Below are 12316 nucleotides of genomic sequence, written 5' to 3'. Positions count from 1 at the left end.
GGGGCGGTCAGACGCCCACGACCTCGACATTGTTGCGCGGTTCGACCGAAACGGTGCCCAGCTTGCGGATGTGGCTTTCGACCACGTCCCAGATCTGCGGCCCTTCGGTGCCCTCGTTGACCGAGGCCCAACCGGCGACCACGTAGGACTTGGCCGGGTCGATGGGTTCGCCGGTCTTGAGCAGGGTCATGTTCGAAATCCGCTCACCCTGCGGTTTGGACACGTCGCAGCGGTAGCCCATCCCGCCGATGCGGACCATGTCACCCCCCTGCTGATAGTAGGGATCCGCATTGAAGATATTGTCGCCCACGTCTTCGAGAATGACCTTGATGAATTCGCCGGTCATCTCGGTCCGGTAAGCCTCGCCATAGGTCATGGAGGTGACGTTCCAGATGTCCTCGCGGGTGATATCATCGCCCGGAATCAGCGACGGTCCCCAGCGGACGCCCGGCGACATTGCGATGTCCGCCTCGCGCTCTGACAGCAGTGCGTCGCAGATCAGGTCGTCCCAGGTGCCGTTGAAATTGCCCCGGCGATAAAGCAGCGAGTCGGTCTGGCCGATGACCTCTTCCAGTTCGGATTTGTGAGGCGCGCGCTGCTCGTCGACCAGCGCGGCCATATCGGCATCCGGCGTGATCACGTCCGAGAAGATCGGGATCAGCTTGTGACGGAAGCCCATCATGCGGCCGTTCTGTACGTCAAGATCCACGCGGCTGACAAATTTACCGTTGGACCCTGAGGCGATCAGGATCGTGTCGCCCACCAGCACCGGCTCGGGCAGCGCGTCATGGGTGTGTCCGGTCAGGATCACGTCGATGCCCTTGACCCGGCTGGCCATCTTCTTGTCCACGTCAAAGCCGTTGTGCGAGAGGCAGACCACCAGTTCGGCACCCTCGGCGCGCACCTCGTCCACCATGGCCTGCATGTTCTCGTCCCGGATGCCAAAGGAGAATTCCGGGAACATCCACCGTGGGTTGGCGATGGGCATATAGGGGAAGGCCTGACCGATCACGGCGATCTTGACGCCGCCGCGTTCGAAGAACTGGTAGGGCTTGAACAGTTCCGAAGGTTCGTCCCATTCCGCGTCAAAAATGTTCTGGCCCAGCGCCGCGAAAGGCAGGCTTTCGACCAGTTCGGTCACGCGGTCGGTGCCCAGCGTGAATTCCCAGTGGAAGGTCATCGCGTCGGGCTTGAGCGCGTTCATGACGTTGACCATGTCCTGCCCTTCCGATTGGAAGCAGGTGTACGAGCCATGCCACGTGTCGCCGCCATCCAGCAGCAGCGCATCGGGACGGTCGGCGCGGATCGCGTTCACCACGGTGGCGACGCGGTCCATGCCGCCGATCTTGCCATAGCCCTGCGCCAGCGCGGCGAAATCACCGGAGGACAGCGCGTAATGGGAGGGCGAGCCATCCTCGATGCCATAGAGCTTGCGGAAATCAGCGCCGGTGACATGCGGCACGGCGCCCTTGTTGCCGCCGACGCCGATGTTGACCGAGGGTTCGCGGAAGTAGATCGGCTTCAACTGCGCATGGATGTCGGTAACATGGATCAGGCTGACATTGCCGAAAGTGTCGAATTGCAGCAGCTGGTCCTGCGTCAGTTTCTGCTGGGCCGCCAGTCGCGCCCAATTGCCAAAACCAGAGGCCCCGAGCATCGCCGAGGCCGCCATGGACACCTGCAGGAAATCGCGTCTTGAGATCATGGGGAGGGAACTTTCTATCTCATGACACACATGCGCATGTGTGAATTTGATTGCCAAAAGAAACCCCGCACCAGTTGCCTGACGCGGGGTTCGGTTGATTAGTTACGGACGGACGGGCCTTCGACCGAAAGGCCGTTGCCGCGCGACTTGACGTAAAGTTCAAGCGCGATGAATTCGTCCGAACCCGCCGAGAAGGTTTCCGCACGGGTGTCGCGGATGCAGCCCTTGAAGCGCGAATGCACACCATTCAGCTTGGCATTCTTCAGACGGTAGGCCGGGAAGCCGTTGATCTGACCCTGGCTGAGGTGGTCCGCACGGATGTAGTTGCCATAGTTGGCTTCGTGGCAGGAGGCGCAGGCCAGTTCGAGTTGACCATACCGCGTATAGTAGATCTCTTTGCCCTTTTCCCAATACTCGGCCGCGGGACCGTCGATTGCGACATTGACCGGCATTCCGCGCGACACGGAGTTGATCAGCGCTTCCATCGCGACGGCACCACCGGCGTCGTATTTCCACGCGTCGGCACCCATGCGGTTCACGCGGCAATCATTGACCTGCATCTGCACGGTGCGCAGTTCGCCAGCCTCTTCGTTCCACTTCGGATAGGTCGCCGCAACGCCCACCATCGACGACTCGGGGTCGTCGTGGCAATCGGCGCAGGCCTTGCCTTCGGAGCCGTCGGCGGTGTTCCAGACGTCCAGCGCCTGATCGACAAAAATCATGCCCTGATTTTCGAAGTCGTCCATCTGAAGCGCCTGCGTTTCATCCGAACGGAAGTGCCAGCCCGAAATGACTTCGTCCAGCGCACCGTCAAGATGCGCCGGAGCGGCAGCCTTGGTGGTCATGTCGGTATCGCCGTTGAGGACGAGCGTGTCGTCATCGGCGCCGCCCGCAAAGGCCACGGGCGCAAGCAGCAGTGCGGCGATTGCCGTCATTGCCTTGAATTTCATGTGGTTACCCTCCCAATTGGCGATCCTGCACCGCGTCGCGCGGGACAGGAATAGCTCGTGCGGTCAGCCGATGGCGACCGGCTTGGTCTCTTCGTAGACGTCACCGTCGTCATCGTACCAAGTGAACTTGAGCTCGCCCGCTTCCGGGATGGTCGCGTCGAATTCAAAGTAAGGGTTGGTCGAGATCGCCGGGGCCAGAACGATGTCCACCACGTTCTGTCCGTTGAAGTCGCAGGTAAAGCGGTTGATGATCGAGCGCGGGATCACGTTGCCCGAACTGTCCTTGCGCTGACCCGATTCCATCTTGTGGGAAATCAGGGTCTTGATGGTCACGACCTCACCGGCGGATGCCTTCTTGGGGGCCTTGACGCGGGGTTTGACACCAGATGCCATTTCTCAGAACTCCTTTAGGTTTCCGCCAGGATCAGCCGCCGCAGCCGCCGATGGTGACCTTCACGGTCTTCATCGCGGTCTGATAGCTGCCGTCCGCCATCTTGGCGATCGCCTGCACGTCCTGCGTGCCGGCAAGGCGGATACGGGTCGACGCGGCCTGCGAACCGGCCAGCGGGCCAAAGCGGAAGGTGGCAACGCCCGGTGTCGGGTTGCCAAGCGCGTAGACACGCACTTCGACGGCGCCGGGCGCGTCGACGGCGATCGGAACGGTGTTGCCGTTCTCTGCGATTTCAGGCGCGGTCAGCGTCAGGCTGCCGGTGCCGGCATCGGCGCCAGCCAGAAACTCATCGGGCGAACCGACGAGTTCGGCGTTCGGGTCAGCCTGGGCCATGGCCCGCAGCGGCAGCATGGCCATCGCGGCGGCGCCAGCACCCAGCGCAAGGGTATCACGTCTCGTGAAGTCCATCGTGTTTCTCCTAAGATTAGAGATTGGTCAGCTGTCCTTGAGCGTCAGCAGGAAAGCGACCACGTCTTCGATTTCCTGCGCCGAAAGGATCGGCGCCAGGTCGGCCGGTGCGGCCTTGCCGGTGTACCCGTCGCCGGGGCGCGTGAAACCGGAGGTTTTGTAGAAAGCGGGCATGACCGTTTCGGGGAAGGTCATCTTGGCGTTGGCAAGGATGCCGCGCAGTTCCTCTGCCGAACGCGCCTCACCGGTCCATGTCAGCTCGGGGCCGACCTCTCCCTGAAAGGGCACGTCAGGCAGTTGGGCCACCGCATGGCAGGCCACGCAGTTGCCTTTGGACTTGGACGAGAACACGACGCGGCCATTGTCGACATCGCCGTCGACTCCGGTCAACGACGCTGCCACTTCGCCGTATTCGCCATACTGGACGTCGCCGGGGGCGACGGTGTCCGCGACAGCGGCACCAGCCACCAGAATCGCCGCCGCCGTGATTGCTTTAAGCCTCATGTTCCCTCCCTAGGCTTGCGGCCCCCGTAGAACGGAGACCTTCGCTCATCGCTGTTGTGGTATACCGTAGGCTACGGGGTTACTCTCACGCAACAACAAATTCACGGATATGAATTATTGCTCCGTTTCGCCGCAGCCAATGCGTCCAAACCGCCCCGAACGCAGTCGGAGCTTATCCGTTCACACTTTCGTTTTGTAACGTGATGTCAGTCGGTTAGAAAGTCACAACTTTCCTGACAGGCGCAGCTTTCAGACCATCCCGCAGGTCGGCTACACGGCAATTCAGAGCGGTTCTCCCGGCGAGTTGATTGAAATCCGCAGTACAAAGCAAGCCGCGCCCGCCCCGGGACCAACCACGGCACCACGGCATGGATGGTCCCGTCACCAACCCCGACCAATGGCCGAATCGACAGTTCCTCGAATCAGTCGAACGAGCCGTTGTTCCTCTCTTGGATGCGGCGCGCGTGGTAACGTTGAAAATCCTCGCCGGTCTCATCCTGGATCTCGTAACGCTTCTCCGCCACCCAGGTGAACATGTCCAGCGAGGTGCCCTTGGCAAAGGCCCCCGGCATCACCGCGACCGCCGCTTCGATGGCACTTTGACCTTCGGGGACCTCTTCGGGGAGAAAGACGATATTCGGTGTGAACAGCACCCGCCATTTGCGCGCCATGTCCTTTTCGCTCAGCACTTCACCGTCGAAATCCGTCACCTCGGTGTCGCCGTGCAGGTTCAGCTGCACCACGAAATAATTCGCGTCGATGAAGTCCGAAACTTCGGCGTCTGTGAACACCTCTTCGTGCATCTTGCGGCAATAGATGCAGCCACGCTGCTCGAAGAACAGAACCAGCCGTTTGCCTTCGGCGTTTGCTTCGTCCAGATCCTCGCGCAGATCCTTGAACGTGTCCCGCATCCATGGGCTTTTGAACAACCCGTCGTCACCCATTTCTTGCGCGGCCACGGGAAGGGCCATGACAACGGCCAGCGCCGCAGACATCAAGGTTTTCATCGGTTTCTCCTTCAGGGGTGCGGGGCGCGCCGGGCTGTCCGGCGGCGGCGATTGGAACTTTGCGTCAGCTCAGCGATGTCCAGGACGGAAAGGTCTCGATCATCCACTGGGCGATCATGTTCACCGTATCGGTCGCGATGAGAATCGCAAAGAGGATCAACATGACCCCCATCAGTTTCTCGACATATTGCAGCTTGGCCCGATGGCGCGCCGTCCAGCGCAGGAAAGGGCCGGAAAACAGCGCCGCGACGACAAAGGGCGCGGTCATTCCTATCCCGTAGACCAGCAGCAGCAGTCCCCCGCGACCAATATCGCCCATGCCCGAAGCGATCATCAGGATCGAGGCCAGCGCAGGACCGACGCAGGGCGTCCAGCCAAAACCAAAGGCAAGCCCCATGACATAGGCGCCAAAAACGGTTGTCGGCTCGGCGCTGCTTTCCAGCTTGGCTTCGCGGTACAACAGGCCAATGCGGACAACGCCAAGGAAATGCAGGCCAAAGACCGTCAGGATGATGACGGCCACCCATTTCAATGCATCCAGATAATCCGCAAAGGCCCGTCCGACGGCGGTTGCCCCCATGCCAAGGAGGACAAAGATCGTCGTCACCCCGGCGGCAAAAAAGATCGACGACAGGATCAGACGCCGCTGGGCACCGGGCGAAATGCCCGCGTCATCGCGCAGCTCCGACATAGAAATTCCGGCCATGTAACACAGGTAGAACGGCACCATGGGCAGGATACACGGGGTAAAAAAGCTCAAAAGTCCGGCAAATGCCGCACCCGCAAACGAAATATCCAGCACTGGAAGCGCCCTTCCTTGATCAATTCACATATTCAGATTAAGTTGTCCGTCAGACCTGCGTCAATCGGTGCACCATGCGTTCTTTCACTTTCCTTCTGGTCGGGGTGTTCGCCTCGGTTCTGTCTGCGGCATGGGCCGCGGCCAGCGACTATCAGCTTGTCATGGTCGAACAGCCCGGCTGCGCCTATTGCGCAGCCTGGAACGACCAGATTTCCGACGCCTATCCGCATACTGCCGAAGGGAAGTTCGCCCCGCTGGTGCGGGCCGATCTGCACATGGGGCCACCGGCGGGGATTTCTTATGACCGGCGCGTGAACTTTACCCCGACCTTCATTCTGGTCGAAGATGGTGCTGAAATCGCACGGATGGAAGGCTACGTGGGCGAGGATTTCTTCTGGCCGCTTTACGCGAAGCTACTTGAACAGCATACGGCCTTCGTTGCCGAGACTATGGAATGAGGTAGGGCGGGACCCATGGCGCTTCCGGTACTGCATGACGATCTGAGTGACGAAGAGCTGGATGCCATCGTCGACAAGGCCACGGCAGCCTCGTCGTTCCTGAAGGCGATCAGCCACGAAGGACGGCTCATGATCCTTTGCCACCTTGTCACCGGCGAAAAATCGGTCACCGAACTCGAAGAGCTGCTGTCCGCCCGGCAGGCCGCCGTCAGCCAGCAACTGTCCCGCCTGCGTCTGGAAGGGCTGGTCGTACCGCGGCGCGAGGGCAAGGCGATCTATTATCGACTGGCCGATGACAGACCGCGCAAGATGCTGGAATGCGTCTACGACCTGTTCTGCCGCGACGACTGATCCCGATCATCGCCACGCTTGCAGTATACAGGCCCCCTCGGCATACTGATGCGGCCAAGATTGGCGGGTCAGGAGGAGGGCCCGTGAATGATGGAAATCCTGTCTGAATACCACCTCGTCGCGCTGATCGGGCTGCTGACGGGCATTCCCTTGGGCCTTGCCGCACGACTGGGGCGCTTTTGCACGCTGGGCGCTATCGAAGACGCGCTGTACGGCGGTTCGACCGTGCGTCTGCGCATGTGGGGCATGGCAATCGGGCTGGCGGTGCTGGGCAGCTTTGGCCTGATGGCCAGCGGGCTCCTGACCGACAATTCCACCTACTACCTGTCAATCCGCTGGATGCCGCTGGCCTCGATCCTTGGCGGCTTGGTCTTTGGCTATGGCATGGCGCTGTCGGGCATGTGCGGCTATGGCGCGATTGCGCGCCTTGGCGGCGGGGATCTGCGCAGTTTCGTGATCGTGCTGGTCATGGGGGTCGCAACCTTCGTGGTGCTTTCCGGACCGCTTGCACCATTGCGCGCGCTGCTCTTTCCCCAAGAAGCCGTGACCACCGACGTTCCGCCTGGCATCGCACATCAGCTTGCGGCGCTCAGCGGCCTATCGGTCAACCTGCTGGGCATGGCGATCGGCGCACTGATCCTTGCGGGGTCCGCGGCCTCGCGCACGGTCTGGGAAAAGCCGGCACAGGCAGCCTGGGCCGCCGCCGTGGGCCTTGCCGTGGTCGGAGCATGGGCCGGGACCTCATGGGTGGCCCGTGACGGGTTCGAGGCGCTGCCGGTGGTCTCACACAGCTTCGCCGCACCGCTGGGGGACACGATCCTTTGGTGGATGACCGGGTCGGCACGCCCGCTGAGCTTTGCCGTGGGATCGGTCGCTGGCGTCTGGGGCGGTGCCTTTATCGGGTCGCTGTTCAAAGGCCACTTCCGCTGGGAAGCCTGTGAGGATCCGCGGGAACTGCGCCGGCAGATCGTGGGGGCCGCGCTGATGGGCGGCGGCGCGGTCATTGCCCTTGGCTGTTCCATCGGTCAAGGCCTGTCGGCCTTTTCCGTGCTGGCGATTTCCGCACCGGTGACGTTTGCCGCCATTTTCGCCGGGGCGGCCTTTGGCCTGCGGCAGTTGATCGTCGGCTTTCAACCCGCCGAGTGACATCGGGACAATAGAAACGCGCCGGGACAGAACGCTTGCGCGCCCCGTCCCGGCGGCCCCTCCCCTCCCATCACGACAGCGTTTGCTGCCGCGTCACGCGCGGATCATTCCTGGATCGATTCCAGATAGATCGCGAGTGTGAAGATGCGCCCGGCCGCAATGGCCACCGCGTCGCCCTTGTGAACGCCGCGATTTTCCAATTCGTCAGCGATGAAGAAATCACCCCACACAGGCATCTCTGCCTCGCCATGGCCAGCCTTGCCCATGCCGCGCGCGATCGTGTTGTACACCCGGACAAAAGGGAAATCGCCCCCGGCAGTTTCTGACAGCTTGGTCAGATCCGTCGGCGGGATCTTGAACAGCGCGGCGATTTCGCCGCCGCCCTTGCCGTCTGCCCCATGACAGACGGAACAGAGCGCACCGTAGGTGGATCTACCCAGAACCAGGTCAGACTCATCCGCGAGTCCGCCCTGCGCACCGATTACAAGCACTGCCGTCGCCAAGATCATCTTGAGTTTCATGTTGCTCCTCCCGAAGTCCGCCATCGGGATCGGATGAGCCCGTTCCCGAGCGACAAGTCCGTGACCTGCCCTGCCAGACTACGCGCGTGGGAAAGAGGCCGGTATGATCTCCATCAAAGCATTCCGAACGCGGAATGCGTATGGCCAAGGGCCGCAAAGCGACCGCGCCAGAGTTGACAGCGCGGATTTTGGCAGCGTCTTTTGATGGGACGATCCATGTCTGAAAGGCGCGGAACCTCCATGAACATCGAGATCACACTGTGCGACCGCCTGCCGCCCAAGGCCGAACTCAACGCTTTGTTGGCGGAGTACTACGACCTGATCGTCAAACGTATGCGCAACATGGGACTGGAAATCGACAGGTCGGCCCCGGAAAGCGCCCTGCGCGAATTCTGGCAGAACGCGGATGACTACCTGCCGCCCAAAGGCTGCCTTGCGCTGGCACACACCGATGGCGGAGAGCTTGTCGGCTGCGGCATGCTGAAATGCCTCGATGCAGAGACAGGCGAGTTGAAACGCCTATACGTAACCAGTGCCGCACGGGGCACCGGGGCCGGACGCCGGCTGGTCGAGGCCCGCGTCGATGCGGCCCGTCGCATGGGGTTGCGACGGCTGGTCGTGGATACGCTGACACCAAATGTCGAGATGCGCGGTCTCTACCCCAAGCTGGGGTTCGACGAAGTGCCGGGCCCTGTCGAAACGACCACATGGCTGGATCAGCCCATGTTGCGGCCGCACATGCACTTTTTCGTCAAAGAGATCCACGGGGCCTGATCGGCCCGCGGATCAGCCCCATTCCTGTAACCGCGCGACATAGCGGGCCAGCGTGTCGATTTCGAGATTGATCCTGTCGCCGACCGCGACACCGCCCCAAGTGGTCACTTCCTTGGTGTGCGGGATAAAGTTCACACCGAAATCGCGGCCTTCGACTTCGTTCACAGTCAGGGAGGTTCCGTTCAGCGCCACCGAACCTTTGGGCGCGATGAATTTGGCCAGAGCCTCTGGCGCCCGAAAGGTAACGCGGGTGCTGTCGCCCTCATCGCGCACCGCCACCACCTCGGCCACGCCATCCACGTGACCCGACACGATATGCCCGCCCAGTTCGTCACCCACCTTCAACGCGCGCTCAAGGTTCAGGCGGCTGCCTTCGGCCCAGTCGCCAACATTCGTCTTGGAAACGGTTTCGGCAGAGATATCGACATCGAACCAATCCTCTCCCAGCCCGACAACCGTCAGGCAAACCCCGTTGCAGGCGATCGACGCGCCCATGTCGATCCCATCGGTGTCATAGCCGGTCGCAATCCGCGCGCGCAGGTCGCCGCGATGTTCCAGCGTGCGAACGGTGCCCAAATCGGTGACAATACCTGTGAACATGCCCTGATCCTCTCGCGGCGGCACGAGCCTTAATTTCGCCGAACTCGCGCGGTAACTTTCTTTTCGGCAATCGGACATAAAGCGGCACCATGGTCAAGGCAACTGGCGAGAAACGAGTCTTTCTGTTCCTTCAGGGACCGCATGGGCCGTTCTTTCACCGGCTGGGCAAGATGCTGCGCAAGACCGGGGCCGAGGTCTGGCGCGTCGGTTTCAACGCGGGCGACCGTGCCTTCTGGTTCCATCCCCGCAGCTATATCCCTTATCGCGGCACGCCAGAAGATTGGCGCGGCTGGTTCTGCGACCTGATCCGGGACCGGCAGGTCACCGATATCGTGCTTTACGGGGATGTGCGCGCCATCCATGCCCAAGCCGTCGAAGAGGCCCGCAACCGCGGCCTGACCGTACATGTTTTCGAAGAAGGCTATATGCGGCCCTACTGGGTGACCTACGAACGCGGCGGATCGAACGGTCATTCGCGCCTGATGCGGATGACCGTCGAGGACATGCGCCGCGCGCTGGAACTGTCCGACATGGAGGCTCCCCTGCCCCCGGCCCATTGGGGCGACATGCGGCAGCATATCTTTTACGGCGCGCTCTACCATTGGTTCGTGATGTTTCGGAACGGTGACTATCGCAACTTTCAACCGCATCGGTCGCTGAGCGTTTTTCAGGAATTCCTGCTGTACCTGCGCCGCTTGCTGTTGATGCCCGCCACATGGGCGGACCGTGTGATTGCCACCACCCGCATCCGGATGGGCGGCTTTCCTTATCATCTGGCGCTGATGCAGCTTGAACATGACTCGAGCTTTCAGAAACATTCGCCCTTCGACACCATGCCCGATTTCGTCGATCTCGTGATCGAAGGCTTTGCCGAAGGGGCGCCGGGGCATCATCACCTCGTCTTCAAAGCCCACCCGCTGGAGGATGATCGCGCCCGCGTGCGCCGCGCCGTCGCGCAATCCGCGCGCGAACACGGCGTTTCTGATCGGGTGCATTACGTGCGCGGAGGCAAGCTGGCGCAACTGCTCAACGATGCCCGTTCGGCGGTAACGGTGAACTCCACTGCCGCGCAACAAGTGCTCTGGCGCGGAATCCCGCTCAAGGTCTTTGGCGACGCGGTCTATGCCAAGCCCGAGTTCGTCTCGACCCAGCCGCTGCCTGAGTTCTTTGCCCAGCCGTCGCGGCCCGACAACAAGGCCTACAAGGACTATCGCCGCTATCTGCTGGAAACCTCGCAGCTTCCCGGCGGGTTCTATTCGGCTCGTGGGCGGCGGCAATTGCTGCGGCAGGTGGTCGACATGATGTTATCGCCCGACGACCCCTATGATGCACTTTCTCGCGGGACCGCGGCCCCTCGGCAACAGTTGCGCGTGGTGCACTGAGCGCCCCGGAACGCCGGACTGGCTTTTTTTGCCGCACTCCGGTACGTTACCGAAAAAACCTGAGGCAGAATAATACAGGTCGAGGAGACCGAGCAGTGAAACAACCCCCTTTCCGGTGGGCGCGTGGAGTCGCGCTCCTGGTCGCGGTATCGCTTGTGGCGTCCTGCGGCCTGCCCCGCGTTGGTCCCAACAAGCGTGAGATCTTTGCCGGCTCTGTCCAGCGACAGGGCGATGCCTTTGTCGTTTCCGTCAATGACCGCGTGACCCGGGCCACCGCTGTTGTCCCGGCCCTGGGCTTCTCCGAGGCATTCAAGAACGCAGGCGTCCTTGGCTCGGACACGATCCGGCCCGGCGATACGCTGGGCCTGACGATCTGGGAAAACGTGGACGATGGCCTGCTGGCCGCTGAGACCGCCAATGCCACCATCCTCGAAGAGGTGCAGGTGGACGGCGCGGGCTTTATCTTTGTGCCCTACGCAGGCCGCATCCGCGCGGCAGGCAACACGCCAGAGCGTATCCGCCAGATCATCACCGACCGGCTGGAAGACCAGACCCCCGACCCGCAGGTCGAGGTACGCCGCGTCGCCGGCGACGGATCGACCGTCAGCCTTGTCGGGGCCGTCGGCGGTCAGGGCGTCTATGCCATCGAACGGCCCACACGCACGCTGTCTGCCATGCTGGCCCGTGCCGGTGGTGTGTCGATCGCACCGGAAATCGCCCAGATCACCGTTCTGCGCGGTGACCAGAAGGGCAAGATCTGGTTCCAGGACCTTTACGAGAACCCGAAATTCGACATTGCCCTGCGCGGCGGCGACCGGATCCTTGTCGAAGAAGACACCCGGACCTTCACCGCTTTGGGTGCCACAGGTGCACAGGCACGCGTGCCCTTCGAAAGCCAGGTCATCTCGGCCGTTGAGGCGATTGCACAGGTCGGTGGCCTGACGCCCACCTCCGCCGATCCGACCGGCGTATTTGTGATGCGCAACGAACCGGCTGAGGTTGCCAATCAGGTGCTGGGCCGCGACGATCTGATCGGCGCCCAGCGTATGATCTACGTACTGGACCTGACCAAGCCGAACGGCCTGTTCATGGCGCGGGACTTCGTGATCCGCGATCAGGACACGGTCTATGTGACCGAGGCGCCCTTCGCCCAGTGGAACAAGGTGATCGCCGCCTTCACCGGCACGCTTGGCGCAGTCACGACGCTGACCACCGCCGCCGATACGATCACCGGATCGGGTGGCTGACCGGGTTGGG

At 61.9% G+C, this 12316-nt stretch carries 15 protein-coding genes; 6 read left to right on the top strand and 9 right to left on the bottom strand.

The features are described from left to right. Nucleotides 1-7: 7 nt before the first annotated feature. From soxB to KJP30_RS19080, 7 genes are all read right to left on the bottom strand, one after another. Nucleotides 8-1705: a thiosulfohydrolase SoxB gene (gene soxB, locus KJP30_RS19110; RefSeq protein ID WP_218450922.1), complete on the bottom strand. Its 1698-nt coding sequence runs from the start codon at nucleotides 1703-1705 to the stop codon at nucleotides 8-10. A 98-nt stretch (nucleotides 1706-1803) separates the two neighbouring features. Then, nucleotides 1804-2655, bottom strand: a complete 852-nt coding sequence (soxA, locus tag KJP30_RS19105) for a sulfur oxidation c-type cytochrome SoxA (RefSeq protein WP_218450921.1) — start codon at nucleotides 2653-2655, stop codon at nucleotides 1804-1806. Between the two features lie 63 nt (nucleotides 2656-2718). After that, a complete protein-coding gene (gene soxZ, locus KJP30_RS19100; RefSeq protein WP_218450920.1) occupies nucleotides 2719-3048 on the bottom strand; it encodes a thiosulfate oxidation carrier complex protein SoxZ in 330 nt (109 codons plus the stop codon). A 31-nt stretch (nucleotides 3049-3079) separates the two neighbouring features. Next, complete coding sequence (gene soxY / locus KJP30_RS19095) at nucleotides 3080-3514, bottom strand: thiosulfate oxidation carrier protein SoxY (RefSeq protein ID WP_218450919.1); 435 nt, start codon at nucleotides 3512-3514, stop codon at nucleotides 3080-3082. Between the two features lie 27 nt (nucleotides 3515-3541). Beyond that, complete coding sequence (gene soxX / locus KJP30_RS19090) at nucleotides 3542-4018, bottom strand: sulfur oxidation c-type cytochrome SoxX (protein WP_218450918.1); 477 nt, start codon at nucleotides 4016-4018, stop codon at nucleotides 3542-3544. A 422-nt stretch (nucleotides 4019-4440) separates the two neighbouring features. Beyond that, nucleotides 4441-5025, bottom strand: a complete 585-nt coding sequence (locus KJP30_RS19085) for a thioredoxin family protein (protein WP_218450917.1) — start codon at nucleotides 5023-5025, stop codon at nucleotides 4441-4443. A gap of 64 nt (nucleotides 5026-5089) precedes the next feature. Next, a complete protein-coding gene (locus KJP30_RS19080) occupies nucleotides 5090-5827 on the bottom strand; it encodes a cytochrome c biogenesis CcdA family protein (RefSeq protein ID WP_218450916.1) in 738 nt (245 codons plus the stop codon). A gap of 74 nt (nucleotides 5828-5901) precedes the next feature. Between KJP30_RS19080 and KJP30_RS19075 the strand changes: the two genes are divergently transcribed. The 3 genes from KJP30_RS19075 to KJP30_RS19065 all read left to right on the top strand — a co-directional run bounded on the left by KJP30_RS19075 (nucleotide 5902) and on the right by KJP30_RS19065 (nucleotide 7782). After that, nucleotides 5902-6285: a thioredoxin fold domain-containing protein gene (locus KJP30_RS19075; protein ID WP_218450915.1), complete on the top strand. Its 384-nt coding sequence runs from the start codon at nucleotides 5902-5904 to the stop codon at nucleotides 6283-6285. A gap of 15 nt (nucleotides 6286-6300) precedes the next feature. After that, nucleotides 6301-6636 (top strand): ArsR/SmtB family transcription factor, encoded by a 336-nt coding sequence (locus KJP30_RS19070; RefSeq protein WP_218450914.1) that lies wholly within the window; start codon nucleotides 6301-6303, stop codon nucleotides 6634-6636. An 87-nt stretch (nucleotides 6637-6723) separates the two neighbouring features. Further along, entirely contained in the window at nucleotides 6724-7782 is a 1059-nt protein-coding gene (locus KJP30_RS19065) for a YeeE/YedE family protein (RefSeq protein WP_218450913.1), read from the top strand. Between the two features lie 104 nt (nucleotides 7783-7886). Here the strand turns inward: KJP30_RS19065 and KJP30_RS19060 are convergent, their stop codons facing one another. Then, nucleotides 7887-8303 (bottom strand): c-type cytochrome, encoded by a 417-nt coding sequence (locus tag KJP30_RS19060; RefSeq protein ID WP_218450912.1) that lies wholly within the window; start codon nucleotides 8301-8303, stop codon nucleotides 7887-7889. Nucleotides 8304-8543: 240 nt separating this feature from the next. Here KJP30_RS19060 and KJP30_RS19055 point away from each other — a divergent pair, with 240 nt between their 5' ends. After that, complete coding sequence (locus KJP30_RS19055; RefSeq protein ID WP_218450911.1) at nucleotides 8544-9077, top strand: GNAT family N-acetyltransferase; 534 nt, start codon at nucleotides 8544-8546, stop codon at nucleotides 9075-9077. 12 nt (nucleotides 9078-9089) lie between these two features. On the opposite strand, the gene KJP30_RS19050 is transcribed toward KJP30_RS19055, so the two are convergent. Continuing rightward, on the bottom strand, nucleotides 9090-9677 hold the full coding sequence (locus KJP30_RS19050; RefSeq protein ID WP_218450910.1) for a riboflavin synthase: 588 nt from the start codon (nucleotides 9675-9677) through the stop codon (nucleotides 9090-9092). Between the two features lie 89 nt (nucleotides 9678-9766). On the opposite strand from KJP30_RS19050, the gene KJP30_RS19045 reads away from it, so the two are divergent. Both KJP30_RS19045 and KJP30_RS19040 read left to right on the top strand, forming a co-directional pair. Then, entirely contained in the window at nucleotides 9767-11059 is a 1293-nt protein-coding gene (locus KJP30_RS19045) for a capsule polysaccharide biogenesis protein (RefSeq protein ID WP_218450909.1), read from the top strand. A 95-nt stretch (nucleotides 11060-11154) separates the two neighbouring features. Next, nucleotides 11155-12306, top strand: coding sequence for a polysaccharide biosynthesis/export family protein (locus tag KJP30_RS19040; RefSeq protein WP_218450908.1), 1152 nt, complete (start codon nucleotides 11155-11157; stop codon nucleotides 12304-12306). Nucleotides 12307-12316: the final 10 nt, after the last annotated feature.

Origin of the sequence: Antarctobacter sediminis (genome assembly GCF_019218285.1) — a bacterium.
In the GTDB taxonomy this organism is placed as follows: domain Bacteria; phylum Pseudomonadota; class Alphaproteobacteria; order Rhodobacterales; family Rhodobacteraceae; genus Antarctobacter; species Antarctobacter sediminis.
Note: the sequence above shows the minus strand (reverse complement) of the source record. Positions and strands in the feature narration are given on the sequence as shown.

What these genes read in the sequence shown, in the direction of transcription:
- soxB (WP_218450922.1), bottom strand. Translation starts at nt 1,705, where the DNA reads ATGATCTCAAGACGCGATTTCCTGCAGGTGTCCATGGCGGCCTCGGCG.
- soxA (WP_218450921.1), bottom strand. Translation starts at nt 2,655, where the DNA reads ATGAAATTCAAGGCAATGACGGCAATCGCCGCACTGCTGCTTGCGCCC.
- soxZ (WP_218450920.1), bottom strand. Translation starts at nt 3,048, where the DNA reads ATGGCATCTGGTGTCAAACCCCGCGTCAAGGCCCCCAAGAAGGCATCC.
- soxY (WP_218450919.1), bottom strand. Translation starts at nt 3,514, where the DNA reads ATGGACTTCACGAGACGTGATACCCTTGCGCTGGGTGCTGGCGCCGCC.
- soxX (WP_218450918.1), bottom strand. Translation starts at nt 4,018, where the DNA reads ATGAGGCTTAAAGCAATCACGGCGGCGGCGATTCTGGTGGCTGGTGCC.
- KJP30_RS19085 (WP_218450917.1), bottom strand. Translation starts at nt 5,025, where the DNA reads ATGAAAACCTTGATGTCTGCGGCGCTGGCCGTTGTCATGGCCCTTCCC.
- KJP30_RS19075 (WP_218450915.1), top strand. Translation starts at nt 5,902, where the DNA reads ATGCGTTCTTTCACTTTCCTTCTGGTCGGGGTGTTCGCCTCGGTTCTG.
- KJP30_RS19070 (WP_218450914.1), top strand. Translation starts at nt 6,301, where the DNA reads ATGGCGCTTCCGGTACTGCATGACGATCTGAGTGACGAAGAGCTGGAT.
- KJP30_RS19065 (WP_218450913.1), top strand. Translation starts at nt 6,724, where the DNA reads ATGATGGAAATCCTGTCTGAATACCACCTCGTCGCGCTGATCGGGCTG.
- KJP30_RS19060 (WP_218450912.1), bottom strand. Translation starts at nt 8,303, where the DNA reads ATGAAACTCAAGATGATCTTGGCGACGGCAGTGCTTGTAATCGGTGCG.
- KJP30_RS19055 (WP_218450911.1), top strand. Translation starts at nt 8,544, where the DNA reads ATGAACATCGAGATCACACTGTGCGACCGCCTGCCGCCCAAGGCCGAA.
- KJP30_RS19050 (WP_218450910.1), bottom strand. Translation starts at nt 9,677, where the DNA reads ATGTTCACAGGTATTGTCACCGATTTGGGCACCGTTCGCACGCTGGAA.
- KJP30_RS19045 (WP_218450909.1), top strand. Translation starts at nt 9,767, where the DNA reads ATGGTCAAGGCAACTGGCGAGAAACGAGTCTTTCTGTTCCTTCAGGGA.